The following is a 16327-nucleotide window of genomic DNA, read 5'->3' as shown; positions in this document are numbered from 1 at the left end:
GGGGCACGGTTCGACGGTGGGACGGGAGTGCGCCATGAAGGTCAGTCATCTGCCGCTGCGGGTCAGCACCGGCGCGTTCATCCTCAACTCCGGCCTCGGCAAGCGGAACCTGGAGGGGGAGGCGGCGCAGGGCATGCACGGGATGGCCGTCGGCGCGATCCCGCAGCTCGGGCAGCTCGATCCGAACCGGTTCGCCCGGCTGCTCTCCCGGGCCGAGGTCGCCCTGGGCGCGGCGCTGCTCGCGCCGTTCGTCCCGTCGGTGCTCGCGGGGCTGGGGCTGGCCGCGTTCGGCGCGGGTCTGGTGCAGCTCTACCTCAGGACGCCGGGGATGCGCGAGCCCGGCAGCCTGAAGCCCACCCAGCAGGGCATCGGCCTGGCCAAGGACGTCTGGCTGCTCGGGGCCGGCCTGACCCTGGTGCTCGACGACCTGACCCTCCGCCGCCGGCTCCGCTGACCGTGAGGCGGGCCGGGCCCGCCCGCGCCGGGCTCAGGGCGCGGCCGGGGTACGCGCCCGCGCGGCGGCCTCCCGACGGGCGGCGTTGCGGTAGCGCAGGACCTGCACCGCGCCGAGCGCCCAGAGGGCGTACTGCACGGCGAAGGCCCAGCGGAAGGCGGCCAGGTCCGGGGCGGCCCGACCGGCCGGCGTGGCCAGGTCGAGCACCACGCCGACGGCCAGCACCAGCACGATGGAGGCGAGGAAGCCCCCGACGTTGACCACGCCGCTGGCGCTGCCGATCCGGTTGACCGGGTTGGCGGTGCGCGCGTAGTCGAAGCCGATCATGGAGCCGGGGCCGTTGACCGCCAGCACCAGCACCAGCGTGACCAGCAGCCAGCCCGGCGCGCGTCCCGGCCAGGCCAGCACGACGGCCCAGACCGCGGCGGTGGCGCCGGTGATCACGAAGACCAGCACCGACCGGTGGAACGGGTGGCGGGCGCACAGGTGCGCGATCACCGGCCCGGTCAGGAACATGGCGACGGTCATCAGGGTGAGCAGCGACGCGGCGGCCGTCGGGCTGAGCCCCTGCCCCTGCACCAGGAACGGGTATCCCCAGAGCAGGGCGAACACGGAGCCGGAGAACTGGGTGACGAAGTGCGTCCAGAGGCCCAGCCGGGTGCCCGGCTCGGCCCAGGCGGCCCGCAGCTTCCGGCGCACGGCGGCGAGGTCGGGTGCCGGGCCGGGGGCGGTCTCCCCGTGCGGGGTGTCCCGGACGGCAACCACGATCATCAGGAGCACCGTCGCCCCCACCGCCGCGACGGCGAGGAAGGCGGGAGTCCAGCCGGCCCGGTGCAGCAGCGCCACCAGCGGTACGGCGCCGAGGATCGCCCCGAGCTGCCCGAGCGTCCCGGTGAGCTGGGTCATCATCGGGTTGCGTCGCCCCGGGAACCAGAACGCCACGATCCGCAGCACGCTGATGAAGGTCATCGCGTCGCCGAGCCCGACCAGGACGCGGGCGGCCACGGCGAGGCGCACGTCCGTGGCGAGGGCGAAGCAGACCTGCCCGGCGACCATCAGCGCGCCGCCGGCGATGAGCAGCCGCCGGGAGCCGAACCGGTCGAGCAGCACGCCGACCGGCACCTGCATCAGCGCGTACACGGCGAGCTGGGCGACGGAGAAGGTGGCCAGCACCGAGGAGTTGATCTCGAAGCGGTGCGCCGCGTCGACCCCGGTGACACCCAGCGAGCTGCGGTGGAACACCGCGGCCACGTACGCGCTCACCGCCACGCCCCAGACCAGCGCGGCGGCACGGCGCGGCGCGACCGGCGCGGGCGCCGGGGTGGTCAGGACGGTCACGGCAGCGCCCGCAGCACGTCCGCGGCCTTGTCGATGTGCGCGGCGACGGCGGCGAGCCAGGGCCCGGGGTCGTCGGAGTCGAGCGCGGCGAGCTGGGCGGCGTGCTCGGCCAGTGCCGTCTCGGCCCAGCCGGGCGAGAGCCGGAAGCTGGCCTCCCCCATCCGCAGCTGCCGGTCGCGCAGCCGCTGGTACAGCTCGGCGAGGATCTCGTTGCCGGCCGCGTCGACCACGATGGCGTGGAAGGCGCGGTCGGCCTCCATCAGCGCGGTCACGTCGCCGGCGGCGTGCGCGGCGCGCATCTCGGCCAGCCGGGCGGCGAGCCCCTCCCGCAGCGCCGCCCGGCGGGGCCAGATCCGCTCGGCGGCGTGCAGCTCGACCAGTCGCCGCGCCTCGATCACGTCGGTGATCTCCCGGGCCGAGACCGGGCGGATCAGCGCGCCCCGCTTGGGGTAGAGCTTGACCAGCCCCTCGGCCTCCAGGCGCAGCAGCGCCTCCCGGACCGGCGTGCGGGACACGCCGGCGGCCTCGGCGATCTCCCCCTCGCTGACCAGCGAACCGCCCGGGTGGATCTGCTCCAGGATCGCCCGCTTGAGGTGGCGGTAGGCGCGTTCGGCGGCCGACGGCGCGGCGACCCGACGGGACGGGGAGGGATGCGTCATGTATCTATGATGCGCCCCTGGCGTCGACGCGACCGATCGCCCCGTCCTCGGGGTGGCGCACGCCACGGCCGGCGCGGGCCACGGCCAGGACGGCGACCGTCGACGCGGGGAGACCGCCAGGCCGGGCCGTCGGCGCGGGCCCCCGTCGGGCGGGCCGTCAGCGCGGCTGGAGGGCCAGCAGCCCGTCGGGGTCCACGTCGAACCCGGAGGCGAACGGCGGGCCGAAGCCGCCCAGCAGGTCCGCGAGCCAACGGGCGTCCCCGGGCGCGGCCCGCTCCAACCGCATCCGGCGCATCCGCACCGGGGCCGCCCGCAGCCGACGCAGCGCCCCGGTCGCCGCGTCGAGGGTGGGCAGCCAGAGCAGCCGCAGCTCCGGCCGGTACGCCTCCTGCCCGCCGATCCCCTCGTAGTCGTCGACCAGGTCGCCGCAGCCGTAGAGGACCAGCCGGTCGTGGTACACCTCGACCGGGCGCGGGTGGTGCGACGAGTGGCCGTGCACCACGTCCACCCCCGCGTCGACCAGCCGGTGGGCGAAGTCGGCGTGCTCGGGCGGCACGTCGTACCCCCAGTTGGAGCCCCAGTGCACGGAGACCAGCACCCGGTCCCCCGGCCCCGCCACGGCGGCGATCCGGCCGGCCAGCGCGTCGGCCGACGCGGCGGAGACCTCGGGCAGGTACGCCACCCCGGGCGCGTCGGCGGTGGCCGCCCAGGGCGGGGGCACGCCGCTGGACGGGGCGGCCACCGACCAGACCAGCAGGCGGCGGCCCGCGGCGAGCGGCACCCGGGCGGGCGCCCAGGCCGACGCCTCGTCCCGGCCGGCGCCGGCGGTGGCGATGCCCGTGCCGGCCAGCGCGTCGAGGGTGTCGGTGAGGCCGACCGCGCCGAAGTCGAGGATGTGGTTGTTGGCCAGCGCGCAGACGTCGAGCCGGGCCGCGGTCAGGCAGGGCAGGTTCGCCGGGTGCATCCGGTAGTGGATCGCCTTGGCCGGGGCGTGTGCGCCCCGGCCCGTCACCGCCGTCTCCAGGTTGACCACCCGCACGTCCGGCCGCAGCGCGTCGAGCAGGTCAAGCGCCTCGCCCCACGGCCAGGCCGGCGGCGCCGGGCGCGGGACCGGGCCGGCGGCGGCCTCGGCCAGGCCGACGTAGTCGCGGGCGTCCCGGACGGCGGGTTCGCGCAGCTCGGGCGGGCCCGGTGCGGGCAGGATCGCGTCCACGCCTCGGCCGGTCATCACGTCGCCGCCGAGGAGGAGGGTCACGTCGGACATCCCACCCGCTTTCCCCGCCGGGCCCTCCGCTCACCCCGCCGGCCCGGCGCGCTCGACGAACCCACCTCGCGGCCGAGCGCGGGGACGCCCGGTCGGGGGTCGGCCTCGGCCCGGGAGCGCACCGATGCCGGACGGGACGGGACCGGTTGGACGTCAGCCTGCCTCCGCGACCACCGGTCGATCCACGGCGGGCGGGGCGACGCCCCCGGGCGGCGCGCCGCCGCCGGACGGAGCAGCGTCGGGCGGAGCAGCGTCGTCGGGCGGGACGGCGCCGGCGGGCGCCGGGGCGGCGTCCGTTCCCGCCGTGGACCAGAAGTCGACGAGCAGGCGGTGGAACTCCTCGGCGCACTCGATCTGCGGCATGTGCCCGCAGTTCCGGAACAGGTGGGTGCGGGCTCCGGGCAGCCGCGCCCGGGCGGCGTCGAGGTGCGACGCCGGGAGGATCAGGTCCCGGTCGCCCCAGACGACGAAGGTGGGGATGTCCAGCCGCTCCACCTCCGACAGCAGTTCCTCCCGCCACTGCGCGCTCACGCCCCGGAACGTGCCGAGGTGGTGGGCGGTCTCCAGCATCACCCGGGCCGCGTACGGCAGGCGGGCGACCTCCAGGGCGTACGCGACGCGTTCGGCGGTGGCGAAGGCCGGGTCGTGGAACAGGGACAGCTCGGCGCGGCGGGCGGCCCACCGACTGGGCCGCAGCAGCAGCCGGCCCAGCGGGCGCAGCGCGAGCAGGCGCAGCGCGATGGTCACCTCCCGACCGAAGCCGGCGCTGTTCACCAGCGTCAGGCTGGCCACCCTGGCCGGCTCGGACGCCGCGAGGCGCATGGCGATCGCACCGCCCAGGGAGTTGCCGACCACGTGCGCGGGCCGGTCGACGCCGACGGCGTCGAGGTAGCGGCCGACGAACCCGGCGAGCGCCGGCAGGGTGCAGGGCTGGGCCATCGGCAGCGAGCCGCCGCAGCCGGGCAGGTCGACGCTGTGCACCCGGAACCGGTCGGCGAGCAGCTCGTGCAGCTCGGTGAAGTCGCGCAGGGTGCGGCCGATGCCGTGCAGCAGCACCACCGGGGGCCCGTCGCCGTCGACGCGGTGGCACACCCGCCGGCCGTCGACGATGACGTGCCGGGGCCGGCGCGCGGCCGGGGCGGTCACGCCGGCTCCCCGGCCGGGTCGGCCGCGGGGGCCGACTCGGGTCGCCGTGGCGCCGGGACGGACGGCGTGGTCGTGGCGCGGCGTGCGGGACCGGCCGCCACCCGGTCGAGCCCGAACGCCAGGACCCGGTGGTACGACGCCGGCGCCACCCGGGCCAGCAGGTCGGGCAGCTTCGCCGACCAGCCGATCAGCACCCGGCCCCGGCGGCGTTCCACCCCGCGCAGGACCACCTCGGCGGCCTTGGCGGGGTCGATGGTGAGCAACCGCTCGAACTGCCGGCGGCCCGTCTCGAACTCCTCGGCGGAGACGCCGCTGCCCACCCGGGCGTTCTGCGCGATCCGGGTGCGGATGCCGCCCGGGTGCACGGAGGTCACCCCGATCCCGTCGTCGGCCAGCTCGTGGCGCAGCGCCTCGGTGAAGCCGCGGACGGCGAACTTGCTGGCCGAGTAGGCGGCCTGCCCGGCCGGGGCGATGACCCCGAAGATGCTGGAGACGTTGACCAGGTGCGCGCCGGGCTCCGCCCGCAGCGTGGGCAGCAGGGCGTGGGTCAGCTGCACCACGGCCCGGAAGTTGACGTTGACGACCCAGCCGAACTCGTCGAGGGTCACCTGGTCGAACCGGCCGCCCAGCGCCACCCCGGCGTTGTTGACCAGCAGCCGGATCGCCGGATGCCGCTGCCGGACCTCCTCGGCCACCCGCGCCGTCGCGGCGGCGTCCGCCAGGTCGACCAGGTAGGTGGTGACCTGCCGGTCGGGGTGCGCGGCGCGGACGGCCGCGGCCACGGCGTCGAGCCGCCCGGCGTCGCGGTCGAGCAGCACCAGGTCGCTGCCCCGGCGGGCCAGCCCGTGGGCGAGGGCCTCGCCGATCCCGCTGGCGGCGCCCGTGACGACTGCCGTGCCGCCCGTGAAGACGAACCTACGCACGGACGGTCCTCCTTTCCGGTGTGCCGGCGGGGGAGAACCGCACGCCGGAGTCGGTGAGTCGGCCGTGCCGCATCAGCAGCACGTCCCGGGGGTAGTTCTGGTACAGCCGCCACGGCGCCCGGTCGCCCTGCTTCGGCAGGGCGTCGACGCCGCGCAGCACGTACCCGGCCGTCAGGTCGATTATGGGCCGCAACTCGCCGTCGGGGGGCGGCAGCGGGGTGACGACCTGCTGGCCGGTGCGGTCCAGGTGCCGCAGCAGCCGGCAGACGTAGGCGGCCACCAGGTCGGCCTTGAGCGTCCACGAGGCGTTGGTGTAGCCGATGGTCATCGCGAAGTTCGGCACCCCGGAGAGCATCATGCCCTTGTAGGCGACGGTGCCGGCCAGGTCGACCTCGGCGCCGCCCACGGTCAGGGTCATGCCGCCGAGGGCGAGCAGGTTGAGCCCGGTGGCGGTGACCACGACGTCGGCCGCCAACTCCTCGCCGGAGGAGAGCCGGACGCCCCGCTCGGTGAAGGTGTCGACGGTGTCGGTGACCACCGACGCCCGGCCCCTCTTCACCGCGGTGAACAGGTCGCCGTCGGGCACCACGCACAGCCGCTGGTCCCACGGGTCGTAGCGGGGCGAGAAGTGCCGGTCGACGTCGAAGCCGGCCGGCAGCCGGCCCCGCGCGGCCCGCAGCAGCAGCTTCCTCACCAGGGCGGGGGCGCGCCGGCTGAGCTGGAAGTTGGCGGTGGCGAGCAGGACGTTCTTCCAGCGCACCACCGGATACGCGGCCTTCGCCGGCAGCCAGCGCCGCAGGGCGTCGGCGACGACGTCGCGCGAGGGCAGCGCCATGACGTACGTGGGTGAGCGCTGGAGCATGGTCACGTGGGCGGCGCGCTCGGCCAGCGCGGGCACCAGGGTCACCGCCGTGGCGCCACTGCCGATCACCACCACCCGCTTGCCGGCGTGGTCGAGGTCCTCGGGCCAGTGCTGCGGGTGCACGATCCGCCCCGCGTACCGCTCGGTGCCGGGGAACCGCGGGGTGTAGCCGGCGTCGTAGCGGTAGTAGCCCGCGCAGGTGAACAGGAACGAGCAGGTCAGCTCGACCGTCTCGGCGGTGTCGTCGCGGTGGGCGTGCACCGTCCAGCGGGCCCGCCCGCTGTCCCACTCGGCGCGCACGACGCGGTGCCGGAAGCGGATGTGGTCGGTGACGCCGTACTCCTGGGCGGTCCGGCGGACGTAGTCGCGGATGGCGTCGCCGTCGGCGATCGCCTTCGGGTCCGTCCACGGCTTGAACGAGTAGCCGAGGGTGAACATGTCGGAGTCGGAGCGGACGCCGGGGTAGCGGAACAGGTCCCAGGTGCCGCCGATCGCGTCGCGGGCCTCCAGCACCGCGTACGTCTTCTCCGGACAGTGGCGGCGCAGGTGGCAGGCGGCGCCGACGCCGGACAGGCCGGCACCGACGACGAGCACGTCGACGTGGTCGGTGGCCATCTCGGTCTCCCGTCCGCGGAGGTGACACCGGACACTAGTCACGGCCGTCGACGCCAGTCAACACCCTGTCGAGTCCCGTCGACACCGTGTCGATCCGGTGTAGAGTCAGCGGCCATGACGCCCGCCCGTACGGCAGCCGGGAGCGCCACCGCGCGCGGACGCCGCGGGGCGCGGTCGGCGGGGGACGAACGCGAGTCGGCCATCCTGGCCACCGCCGAGCGGCTGCTGCGGCAGCGGGCCGTCGCCGACGTCTCCGTCGACGACCTGGCGCGGGGCGCGGGCATCTCCCGGCCCACCTTCTACTTCTACTTCCCCTCCAAGGACGCGGTGCTGCTGACGCTGCTGGACCGGGTCACCGAGGAGGCCGACGCCGCGGCCGGCGACGTGCTGGAGCGGCTGGCCGAGGATCCGCGGGCGCGCTGGCGGGAGCTGATCGACCGGTTCCACGAGACGTTCGGCGCCCACCGGGCGGTGGTGCTGGCCTGCGCCCAGGTGCGCGGCACCAACGCCGAGGTGCGCCGGCAGTGGGCGAGCGTGCTGGAACGCTGGGTGCAGGCGATCGAGACCGCGATCGAGGCCGAGCGCCGCCGCGGCGCGGCCCCCGACGGCGTGCCGGCCCGCGACCTGGCCATCGCGCTCAACTCGATGAACGAGCGCGTCTGGTACGCCACGTTCGCCGGCGACGGCCCGGCCGTGGCCGAGCGGGACGTGGTCGACGTGCTGCTCGACGTCTGGCTGGCCGCGATCTACCGCGGCACCGCTCCCCCGCCGACCTGACCCCGCCGCGCGGCTTCTGCGCAGGTGGTCGAGCGCTACGTCCGATTGCCGCCAGCATCGGCTGGGATGGCGGGCGCAGAGTCGTGGGCGGGGCCGCCGTGGCCCCGAACGACGGTGGAAGGCGGACGTGTGCACGTGGTTCCCGGCCTGAAGGTGCTCTACTTCGGAACCCCCGTGGTCCTGGTCAGCTCGCGCAACCCGGACGGCACGGCGAATCTCGCGCCGATGTCGTCGGCGTGGTGGCTGGGGCAGCACGCCATGCTCGGGCTCGGCGACAGTGGCCGGACCACCGCCAACCTGCTGCGCGAACGCGAGTGCGTGCTCAACCTGCCGTCCTCGGCGATGGTCGACGCGGTCGACCGGATCGCGCTCACCACGGGCCGGCCGGACGTGCCGGCGCACAAGCTGCGCCAGGGCTACCGGTACGAGCCGGACAAGTTCACCCTGGCCGGGCTGACCGCACAGCCCTCGGAGCTGGTCCGGGCACCCCGGGTCGCGGAGTGCCCGGTCCAGTTGGAGTGCCGGGTGATCGCGGCCCACCCCTTCGCCGGGGCCGACGTGCAAGCCACCGCCTTCCAGGTCGAGGTGCTGCGCGCGTACGTGGAGGAGGAGCTGGTCATCCCCGGGACGAGCCACGTGGACCCGCTGCGCTGGGACCCGCTGATCATGAAGTTCTGCGAGTTCTTCGGCGGCGGGCAGAACGTGCACCCGTCCCGGCTCGCGGAGGGCTGGGAGATGCCCCACCGGCTCGGCGTCGCCGCCGGCTGAGCCTCCGCGCGGTCAGCCGGCCGGCCGCCGGGTGAAGTCCATCGTCCAGTTGGTCTCCCAGGTGCGCCCGCCGTCGGTGGAGAACGCCTGCTCCCAGCGGCAGGAGGTCGCGGTGACGCCCGACCAGACGAACCGGCACCGGATCGGCCGACCCTCGTCGACGTCGTCGGCGAGGAACGTGCCGACGCCGTCGGTGAACCGGCCCACCACCGGCGGCAGCTCCAGCACCCCGTGCCGGCTGTTCATCCAGTAGATCGACCACGTGCCGGCGGCCGGGTCGAGGATCCGCACGGTGGCGCCGGAGAAGCCCCGGGTGGGGAAGGTGATCTCGTCGAAGCTGCCGGCGCCGCCGAAGAAGCTCCGGGCCACGGAGACGCCGGGAAACTCGTCCCAGTCGTCGCTGCCGACGTGCCGCTCGCGCAGGCGCCGGTTGGCCACGTCCCAGGTGCCGACGAGGAAGTCGAAATCGCCCATCAGCGGCCCACCGGCCCCTCGGCGCGGGTGTCGGCGAGCCAGCCGGCGAGGTCCGGGCGCTCCGGCGCCAGCACGTGCCGGGCCCAGGCGGCCCGCTCGTGTTCCAGCACGCCCAGCTCCCAGACGCAGCCCGCCCACGGGCGGGTCAGGTCGACGAAGCGGGTGGGGTCGTCGTCCGGGCAGTCCAGGGCGGGCTGGCCGGCCGCCGCGACGCGCACCTCGACCACGTTGTCCCAGACCCAGCTGTACGCCAGCAGGTAGGCCCCCGTGTCGGCGCCCCGGTGCAGCACCACCCAGCCCGCCGACGGGGTGTCGTCGCCGTCGCGGGCCGGCAGCAGGCGGGGCAGCACCGCGTACGCGGCCCGCTCCACCTCCGGCTCGATCCGCCGTTCCGGCTGGTCGACGTGGTAGCGCTTGAGTTGACGGCCGGCGACCGTGAGAGGTCCCGGCACCCGCAGTTCCTTGTCGCGAAATGCCATGCCGGGACGGTACGGACACTTCACTGACAGCTAGTGTCAGCGGAGTGCGGGCCAGTCGACTCCTCTCCCTGCTGATGCTGCTCCAGGCCCACGGGCGGATGACCGCGGCGCAGCTCGCCGCGCGGCTGGAGGTGTCCACCCGCACCGTCTACCGGGACGTCGAGTCGCTGCACGCGGCCGGCATCCCGCTCTACGGCGAGGCGGGGCACGCCGGCGGCTACCAGCTCGTCGAGGGCTGGCGTACGCGGCTGACCGGGCTGACCGCGCAGGAGGCGGAGCGGCTCTTCCTCGCCGGCCTGCCCGGGCCCGCCGCGGAGCTGGGTTACGGGGCGGCGGTGGCCGCGCTCCAGCTCAAGCTGCACGCCGCGCTCCCGCCCGAGCTGGCCGACCGGGCCGCGCGGATCCAGGAACGGTTCCACCTGGACACCCCCAACTGGTACGCCGACGGCGACGCCTCGCCGCACCTGCCCGAGGTGGCCGAGGCGGTCTGGCGGCAGCGGCGGATCGCGGTGCGATACCGCAGCTGGGCCGGGGAGGTCGACCGGGTGCTGGAGCCCTACGGGCTGGTCCTCAAGGGCGGCCGGTGGTACGCGGTCGCCGCCCGACGCGGCCGGGACGAGCCGGCCGCCTACCGGGTCAACCAGGTCCTGTCGCTGACCACGCTGGACGAGGGGTTCGCCCGGCCGGCCGGGTTCGACCTGCCCGCCTGGTGGCGGGCGCACGTGGTGCGGTTCCGGGCCCACCTGCACCGCGACGACGCCACGGTCCGGCTCTCCCCTCGGGGCCGGGAGCGGCTCCGGGAGATCGGGAGCGAGCTGGTGGTGGCGTCCGTCGGCGCCACCGCCGAGCCGCCCGACGAGGCCGGCTGGGTGACGGCCGTCATCCCGATCGAGTCGCTCACCCACGCGCACGGCGACCTGCTGCGGCTCGGCGCGGACGTGGAGGTGCTGGCTCCGGCCGCGCTGCGCGAGCGGCTCGCCGCCACCGCCGCCGACCTCGCCGCCCTCTACGCTCCGCGCCCCGCTCCCGAGGTGTCGTCGCCACTCTCCTGACCTCCCAACCGCGCCCGGGCGGCCCGACAACGGCGCGGCGGGCCCGCCGCGACGGCAATCCGACACCCTGCGGCGATCCTTCGACCACTCGGCGTATTGCCTGCCGGTCGGTGGAGTCGTTGAGTGGGCAGGGGAAGGCTTCGACCGCCGCGTCAGCAGGCCGGGAGGCGATCGTGGGGCTCATCCAGATCGAGGGCACGGCAGAGGTGCTGCGCGGGCTGCGCGGCATGGCGGGGCTCGACCTGATCGACCCGAGCGCCGCGTCACTGGGCGCGGACCGCTACCGCATCTCGGCGTACGCGCCGGAGGAGCTGATCCCCGAGCTGGAGGCGCGCGGCGCCCAGGTGCGGGTGATGATGTCGTCCGGCCAGTTCGACGCCTTCCACGCCGAGGTCGCGCAGCACCTCGCCCCACCACCGGAGGCGTCGGCCCCGCCGGAGAGCACCGGGGAGCGCTGAGGTGCCCCCGCCGTACCCGGCCATCACCGCGCCGCTGCGGGCGCAGGAGATCGAGGACGCGCTCGCCGACCTCGCCGCCAGCTTTCCCGCGCTGTGCACCCGGACGGTCTTCCCGACGAAGACGGCCAGGGATCGGACGCACAGCTACGTAAAAATCGCCAACGGCAGCGGCCCGAACCGGCCGGCGGCGCTGGTCGTCGGCGGGGTGCACGCCCGCGAGTGGGCGCCGCCCGACGCGCTGGTCACCCTCGCCCGCAACCTGCTGGTGTCGTTCACGTCGGGCACCGACATCGTCTTCCCGGCGATGACCGTCACCCCGCTGGTCGGCGCCCCGGTCCGCTACCGCGCCTGGCGGATCCCGGCGGCCGACGTCAACGACATCGTCACGAAGCTCGACCTCTACATCCTGCCGCTGCTCAACCCCGACGGGCGGGAGCACGACCTGACCCACCTCAGCGAGCCGGGCTGGCGCAAGAACCGCAGCCCGCAGGCGGGCGGTGAGATCGGCGTCGACCTGAACCGCAACTTCGACATCATCTGGCGTTTCGAGGACTACTACGACGTGGCGCTCTACCGCGCCCGGTACGGCTCCGACCCGGCCTCCACGTCGCCGGCCGACGACACCTACCGCGGCCCGTCGGCGCATTCCGAGGTGGAGACCCGCCACCTGGAGTCCCTGCTGGACACCCTGCCGATCCACTACTACGCGGACGTGCACATGTTCGGCCGCAACATCCTCTACTCCTGGGGGCTGGAGGAGGACGGCGACGACCCGGCGATGCACTGGCGGGCGCCCGCCTTCGCCGGGACCCGGGACGGACTGATCGCCGGGGACCCGGCGCTGCCACCGGGCCGGACCGACTACAAGGAATACCTCCCCGACGTCCCGCCGCACCGGATCCGCTCGCGGGCGCGGATGATCGCCACGGCGATGCACGACGAGATCCTCCGCTCGGCCGGGGTCGATCCCGCCGCGCCCGCCTCCACGACCCAGCGTGCCCACTCCGAGTACACGGTCGGGCAGAGCGCGTTCCTCTACCTCCCCGTCGGCGGCGGGCCGAACTCCGGGTGCAGCGACGACTACGCGTGCAGCCGGCAGTTCGCGCTGCCGAACCGGCAGCCGATCTTCGCGTACACCCTGGAGTCGGGGCACGCCGAGGAGCAGGGCTTCCACTGCAACTACGCCGACCCGCCCGGCCACTTCCGCAAGATCAACCGGGAGATCCACGCGGCGGTGACGGCACTGCTCAAGGTGGCCGCCACATCCCCGCTGCCCGCCGCCGGCGGAGGCGGCGGCGGGCCGTGCCTGATCGCCACGGCCACGCTGGGCCGGCCCGATCATCCGGACGTGCGCTACCTGCGGCACCTGCGCGACGAGCGGCTGCGGGCCACGCCGCGCGGCGCGCGGGCCGCCGACGCGCTGGACCGGGTCTACTACAGCTTCAGCCCGGCCGTGGCCCGGCTGCTGCGGCGGCACCGCCGGGCGCGCACGGCCGTGCGGGTCGGGCTGATCCGACCGCTCGTCGCCGCCCTGCGCCTGTTCCTCGGGCCGGAGCGGGCGCCGGTCCCGCGCCGGACCGCATCCGCCGCCAGCCCACCGCCGGGGCGGACCACGTCCGTAGACGGCGCACCGCCGGGGCGGACCACGTCCGTAGACGGCGCACCGCCGGGGCGGACCACGCCCGTAGGCCGGCCGCCGGGCGGGCGGCACGGCGGCACCGGTCCGGGGGGTGGGCGCTGATGGCCGGGACCGCCGAGCGGCTCGCCGTCGAACTGGCCCGGCTGCTCGACCCGGTCACCGAGCGGCTGGCCGCCGGGCAACTGGTCGACCTCTTCGCCGAGCTGGGCCTGCCGCTGCCCGGCCCGGTCGCGGGCGCGCCCGCGGTGGCCGCCGCCGCCGGCACCGCCGGCACCGCCCTCGCCGCCCTCCCGCCGGCGGTCACCGCGCTGGTCGACGCGATCGCCGACGACGACAGCACCGCGATCGCCGCCGCCCTGGGCGACCTGCTGCCGCTGATCGTCGAGGCCGTCGACGCCGTCCGGGCCCTGGCCGGCGCGGTGCAGTCCGCGTACGCCGGGGGCGGTGCGGTCAGCGCGCCGCTGGCCGCGATCCTCGCCGACCTGCCGCAACGCCTGGTCGACTGGACCGCCGCCAGCTACCTGCTGGACCGTCGGCCGGCGCTCGGCCGCGCCCTCGCCTTGTTCGGGCTGGTCGACAACGTCGCCGTGCCCGCCGACGGGGACCGGCCGGCCTACCTGCGGCGCGGGCTCCGGCTGGACCGGCTCGGGGTGCTGCTCGACGACCCGGCCGCCGCGCTACGCCAGGTGTACGGCTGGGGCGAGCCCACCCTGGACGCCGCGCTGCTGCTCGCCCGGCTGCGCGACTGGCTGACCGCCGTCGGCGTGCCGGCGGTGGTGCTCGACGGGCCCGGCGGCCGGCCCGAGCTGGCCGCGTTCCTGTTCCGGCTGCACGCCGTGGCGGGACTGCCCCCGGGCACGCCCACCCCGCTGGAGCTGACCCTCGACGTGTTCGACTTCGGCGGGCTGGACATCCCCCTGCCGATCGGCGACACCTGGGCGGTACGCCTGCGTGGCCAGGGCAGTCTCGACCTCGGCGCCGCCCTGCGCGTCGAACCGCCCGCCACGCTGCGCCCGCAGGCCCCCGCGCCCGGGGTCGCCGGGGAGCTGACCGTGTCGGTGGAGCGGCTGCCCGCCGGGCCTGGGCCGATGGTGCTCTTCGGCGAGGCCGACGGCACCCGGCTCACGGCCACCGCCGTCCGGGCCGCCGTCGGCGCCGCGTTCGCCGCCGACGGGGGCGGGGTGAGCGCCCGGCTGATCGTCGACGCCGAGGTCGCCGCGGGCCGCCTGGTGATCGCCTTCGGCGGCGCCGACGGATTCCTGTCCAGCGTGCTGCCGGCCACCCTGGAGGTCGACTTCGACCTCGGGCTGCACTGGGACCCGGTGGACGGGCTGACCCTGCGCGGCGGCGCCGGCCTGGTGCTCGCCGTACCCCTGGCGGTGAGCCTGGGCCCGCTGCGCCTGGACCGGCTCGACCTGGCCCTGCGCCCCGGCGCGGCCGGCATCACCCTGGAGGTCCGCCTCACCGGCGGCATCGACCTCGGGCCGTTCGCGGCGAGCGTGGCCGGCATCGGCGTCGGCACCGACCTGGCCGTCCGCGACGGCAACCTCGGCCCGGTCGACCTGACCTTCCGCTTCCTGCCGCCCACCGGGCTCGGCATGGTCGTGGACGCCGGGCCGGTCACCGGCGGCGGCTTCATCGGCTTCGACGAGCCCGCCGCCCGCTACTCGGGCACCCTCGCGCTCAAGCTCGGCGTGGTCGGGGTGGAGGCGGTCGGCCTGCTCGACACCCGGCTGCCCGGCGGCGCGCCCGGCTACGCGCTGCTGATCCTGCTGCGGGCCAGCTTCCCGCCGATCCAGCTCGGCTTCGGCTTCGCCCTCTCCTCCGTCGGCGGGCTGCTCGCGCTGAACCGGCAGACCGACGTGGACGCGCTGCGTGCCCGGATGGCCTCCGGCACCGTCGGGCGGATCCTGGCCCCGGAGGACCCGGTCCGCAACGCCCCGGTGCTCCTGGCCGACCTGGCCGCGGTCTTCCCGCCCACGCCCGGCGTGATCGTGGTCGGGCCGACGCTGCAACTGTCCTGGGCGGAGCTGGTCCGCTTCGACGTCGGCGTGTTCATCGAGCTGCCCGGCCCGCGCAAGATCGTGATCCTCGGCTCGGCGCGCGCGGGCATCGAGAACCCGTCCGGCGGCCGGCCCTACCTCCAGATCCGGCTGGACATCCTGGGCGTGGTCGACTTCGCGCAGCAACTGGTCGCCTTCGACGCGGTCCTGATCGACAGCCACCTGCTGGAGATCCTCGAACTGACCGGCGGCGCGGCGTTCCGGCTCAGCTACGGCGCCGAGCCGTACGTGGTGCTGACCGTCGGCGGCTTCCACCCGGCGTACAACCCGGCGCCCCTGGTCTTCCCCGCCAGCCTGACCCGGATCGCCATGACCCGCGGCGAGCCCGACGACCTGCTCTACTTCCGCTTCGAGGGCTACTTCGCGGTCACCACGAACACGCTGCAGTTCGGCGCGGCCGTCGAGGTCATCGTCAACCTGGGGCCGTTCAACATCCGGGGCTTCCTCGGCTTCGACGCGCTGATCCGGTTCCAGCCGTTCCACTTCGACTTCGCCATCCACGCCTCGGTGCGGGTGCGCTGGCGCAGCCGCACGCTGGCCGGGCTGGACCTCACGGGCAGCATCTCCGGCCCCGGCCCGGTGGTCTTCCACGGCAGGGTCACCCTGGAGATCCTGTTCTTCGAGATCACCTTCGAGGAGACCATCACCCTCGGCTCGTCCACGCCACCGGCCGTCACGCCGGTCGCCTCGGCCGTGGCCGAGCTCGCCGGGGAACTCGCCGACCCGGCCAACCTGCGCAGCACCGGCGCGACCGACGCCGCCGTGGTCGTCGAGCCGGCCCGCACCGCCGCGCTGCCCGTGGTCTCGCCGCTGGGCCAGGCCGTCTGGACCCAGGAACGCGCCCCGCTGGACCTGCTGCTGCAACGCTTCGAGGGCGCGCCGCTGACCCGGCCGGAGACGGTCACCGCCACCGGCCCGCAGGTCACCGGTACCGAGGTCGACTGGTTCGCGCCGGGTGGCTTCGCCGACCTCTCCGACGCCGACGCGCTGAACCGGCGCGCCTTCGAACGGCTCACCGCCGGCGTCCGCCTGGGCGGCGAGGGCGCCGACGCCGGGCCGTCCACGCTGCTCACCGTCACCGTCAAGCAGATCCGGCTGCCGGCGCCGCCGGTGCTGCTCACCGCCACCGCGCTGCCCCGGTGGCTGCTCGCCGCGGCGGCCGGCCGCACCGGTCGGCCCGAACGCGACCCGGTCACCCCGGCGGTGGGCGTGCGGGACGAGACCTGGGCCGTGCACGGCGCCGGGGGCGCGGTGACCACCGGGCTGTCCCAGGCGCAGGCGCACCAGCTGGCCACCGTGGGCGGCGTCGGGGCCGCCGTCGCGGCGACCGACCCCGTGCCGGCGATGAGCTTCTAG

Annotated in this window: 15 protein-coding genes; 7 read left to right on the top strand and 8 right to left on the bottom strand. The window is 75.6% G+C overall.

Going from position 1 to position 16327, the window contains the following annotated elements:
* Positions 1–34: 34 nt before the first annotated feature.
* The gene (locus tag ACGFZ2_RS16745) at positions 35–454 is read left to right on the top strand and encodes a hypothetical protein (RefSeq protein WP_393454382.1); all 420 of its coding nucleotides are present in this window, start codon (positions 35–37) and stop codon (positions 452–454) included.
* A gap of 33 nt (positions 455–487) precedes the next feature.
* Here the strand turns inward: ACGFZ2_RS16745 and ACGFZ2_RS16740 are convergent, their stop codons facing one another.
* From ACGFZ2_RS16740 to ACGFZ2_RS16715, 6 genes are all read right to left on the bottom strand, one after another.
* Positions 488–1792 carry a nitrate/nitrite transporter gene (locus ACGFZ2_RS16740; RefSeq protein WP_393263883.1) on the bottom strand — a complete coding sequence of 435 codons (1305 nt, stop codon included), beginning with the start codon at positions 1790–1792 and terminating at the stop codon, positions 488–490.
* Entirely contained in the window at positions 1789–2451 is a 663-nt protein-coding gene (locus tag ACGFZ2_RS16735) for a GntR family transcriptional regulator (RefSeq protein ID WP_393263885.1), read from the bottom strand. The genes ACGFZ2_RS16740 and ACGFZ2_RS16735 overlap by 4 nt, the downstream gene beginning before the upstream one ends.
* A 157-nt stretch (positions 2452–2608) precedes the next feature.
* Entirely contained in the window at positions 2609–3715 is a 1107-nt protein-coding gene (locus ACGFZ2_RS16730) for a CapA family protein (protein ID WP_393454379.1), read from the bottom strand.
* Positions 3716–3868: 153 nt separating this feature from the next.
* Positions 3869–4861 carry an alpha/beta fold hydrolase gene (locus ACGFZ2_RS16725; protein ID WP_393454376.1) on the bottom strand — a complete coding sequence of 331 codons (993 nt, stop codon included), beginning with the start codon at positions 4859–4861 and terminating at the stop codon, positions 3869–3871.
* Positions 4858–5784, bottom strand: a complete 927-nt coding sequence (locus ACGFZ2_RS16720; protein ID WP_393454373.1) for an SDR family NAD(P)-dependent oxidoreductase — start codon at positions 5782–5784, stop codon at positions 4858–4860. Before ACGFZ2_RS16720 ends, ACGFZ2_RS16725 begins: the two co-directional genes overlap by 4 nt.
* On the bottom strand, positions 5777–7261 hold the full coding sequence (locus tag ACGFZ2_RS16715; RefSeq protein ID WP_393454370.1) for a flavin-containing monooxygenase: 1485 nt from the start codon (positions 7259–7261) through the stop codon (positions 5777–5779). Before ACGFZ2_RS16715 ends, ACGFZ2_RS16720 begins: the two co-directional genes overlap by 8 nt.
* A gap of 114 nt (positions 7262–7375) precedes the next feature.
* Between ACGFZ2_RS16715 and ACGFZ2_RS16710 the strand changes: the two genes are divergently transcribed.
* Together ACGFZ2_RS16710 and ACGFZ2_RS16705 are read left to right on the top strand one after the other, a co-directional pair.
* On the top strand, positions 7376–8038 hold the full coding sequence (locus ACGFZ2_RS16710; protein WP_393263895.1) for a TetR/AcrR family transcriptional regulator: 663 nt from the start codon (positions 7376–7378) through the stop codon (positions 8036–8038).
* A 129-nt stretch (positions 8039–8167) separates the two neighbouring features.
* The gene (locus tag ACGFZ2_RS16705; protein WP_393263897.1) at positions 8168–8806 is read left to right on the top strand and encodes a flavin reductase family protein; all 639 of its coding nucleotides are present in this window, start codon (positions 8168–8170) and stop codon (positions 8804–8806) included.
* A gap of 12 nt (positions 8807–8818) precedes the next feature.
* Here the strand turns inward: ACGFZ2_RS16705 and ACGFZ2_RS16700 are convergent, their stop codons facing one another.
* Both ACGFZ2_RS16700 and ACGFZ2_RS16695 read right to left on the bottom strand, forming a co-directional pair.
* Positions 8819–9280: a hypothetical protein gene (locus ACGFZ2_RS16700; protein WP_393454367.1), complete on the bottom strand. Its 462-nt coding sequence runs from the start codon at positions 9278–9280 to the stop codon at positions 8819–8821.
* Positions 9280–9759 (bottom strand): hypothetical protein, encoded by a 480-nt coding sequence (locus ACGFZ2_RS16695; protein WP_363706791.1) that lies wholly within the window; start codon positions 9757–9759, stop codon positions 9280–9282. Before ACGFZ2_RS16695 ends, ACGFZ2_RS16700 begins: the two co-directional genes overlap by 1 nt.
* Positions 9760–9803: 44 nt before the next feature.
* Between ACGFZ2_RS16695 and ACGFZ2_RS16690 the strand changes: the two genes are divergently transcribed.
* The 4 genes from ACGFZ2_RS16690 to ACGFZ2_RS16675 all read left to right on the top strand — a co-directional run bounded on the left by ACGFZ2_RS16690 (position 9804) and on the right by ACGFZ2_RS16675 (position 16327).
* Positions 9804–10811, top strand: coding sequence for a helix-turn-helix transcriptional regulator (locus tag ACGFZ2_RS16690; RefSeq protein WP_393263901.1), 1008 nt, complete (start codon positions 9804–9806; stop codon positions 10809–10811).
* Positions 10812–10984: 173 nt separating this feature from the next.
* Positions 10985–11269 (top strand): hypothetical protein, encoded by a 285-nt coding sequence (locus tag ACGFZ2_RS16685; RefSeq protein WP_350708314.1) that lies wholly within the window; start codon positions 10985–10987, stop codon positions 11267–11269.
* Between the two features lies 1 nt (position 11270).
* A complete protein-coding gene (locus tag ACGFZ2_RS16680) occupies positions 11271–13010 on the top strand; it encodes a M14 family zinc carboxypeptidase (RefSeq protein ID WP_393454364.1) in 1740 nt (579 codons plus the stop codon).
* The gene (locus tag ACGFZ2_RS16675; protein WP_393454361.1) at positions 13010–16327 is read left to right on the top strand and encodes a DUF6603 domain-containing protein; all 3318 of its coding nucleotides are present in this window, start codon (positions 13010–13012) and stop codon (positions 16325–16327) included. Before ACGFZ2_RS16680 ends, ACGFZ2_RS16675 begins: the two co-directional genes overlap by 1 nt.

It is taken from the genome of Micromonospora sp. NPDC048063 (genome assembly GCF_043202855.1).
In the GTDB taxonomy this organism is placed as follows: domain Bacteria; phylum Actinomycetota; class Actinomycetes; order Mycobacteriales; family Micromonosporaceae; genus Micromonospora.
The sequence above is the reverse complement of the archived record's forward strand: the minus strand, read 5'-3'. Positions and strand labels throughout refer to the sequence as shown.

What these genes read in the sequence shown, in the direction of transcription:
- ACGFZ2_RS16715 (WP_393454370.1), bottom strand. Translation starts at nt 7,261, where the DNA reads ATGGCCACCGACCACGTCGACGTGCTCGTCGTCGGTGCCGGCCTGTCC.
- ACGFZ2_RS16735 (WP_393263885.1), bottom strand. Translation starts at nt 2,451, where the DNA reads ATGACGCATCCCTCCCCGTCCCGTCGGGTCGCCGCGCCGTCGGCCGCC.
- ACGFZ2_RS16695 (WP_363706791.1), bottom strand. Translation starts at nt 9,759, where the DNA reads ATGGCATTTCGCGACAAGGAACTGCGGGTGCCGGGACCTCTCACGGTC.
- ACGFZ2_RS16710 (WP_393263895.1), top strand. Translation starts at nt 7,376, where the DNA reads ATGACGCCCGCCCGTACGGCAGCCGGGAGCGCCACCGCGCGCGGACGC.
- ACGFZ2_RS16745 (WP_393454382.1), top strand. Translation starts at nt 35, where the DNA reads ATGAAGGTCAGTCATCTGCCGCTGCGGGTCAGCACCGGCGCGTTCATC.
- ACGFZ2_RS16700 (WP_393454367.1), bottom strand. Translation starts at nt 9,280, where the DNA reads ATGGGCGATTTCGACTTCCTCGTCGGCACCTGGGACGTGGCCAACCGG.
- ACGFZ2_RS16730 (WP_393454379.1), bottom strand. Translation starts at nt 3,715, where the DNA reads ATGTCCGACGTGACCCTCCTCCTCGGCGGCGACGTGATGACCGGCCGA.
- ACGFZ2_RS16675 (WP_393454361.1), top strand. Translation starts at nt 13,010, where the DNA reads ATGGCCGGGACCGCCGAGCGGCTCGCCGTCGAACTGGCCCGGCTGCTC.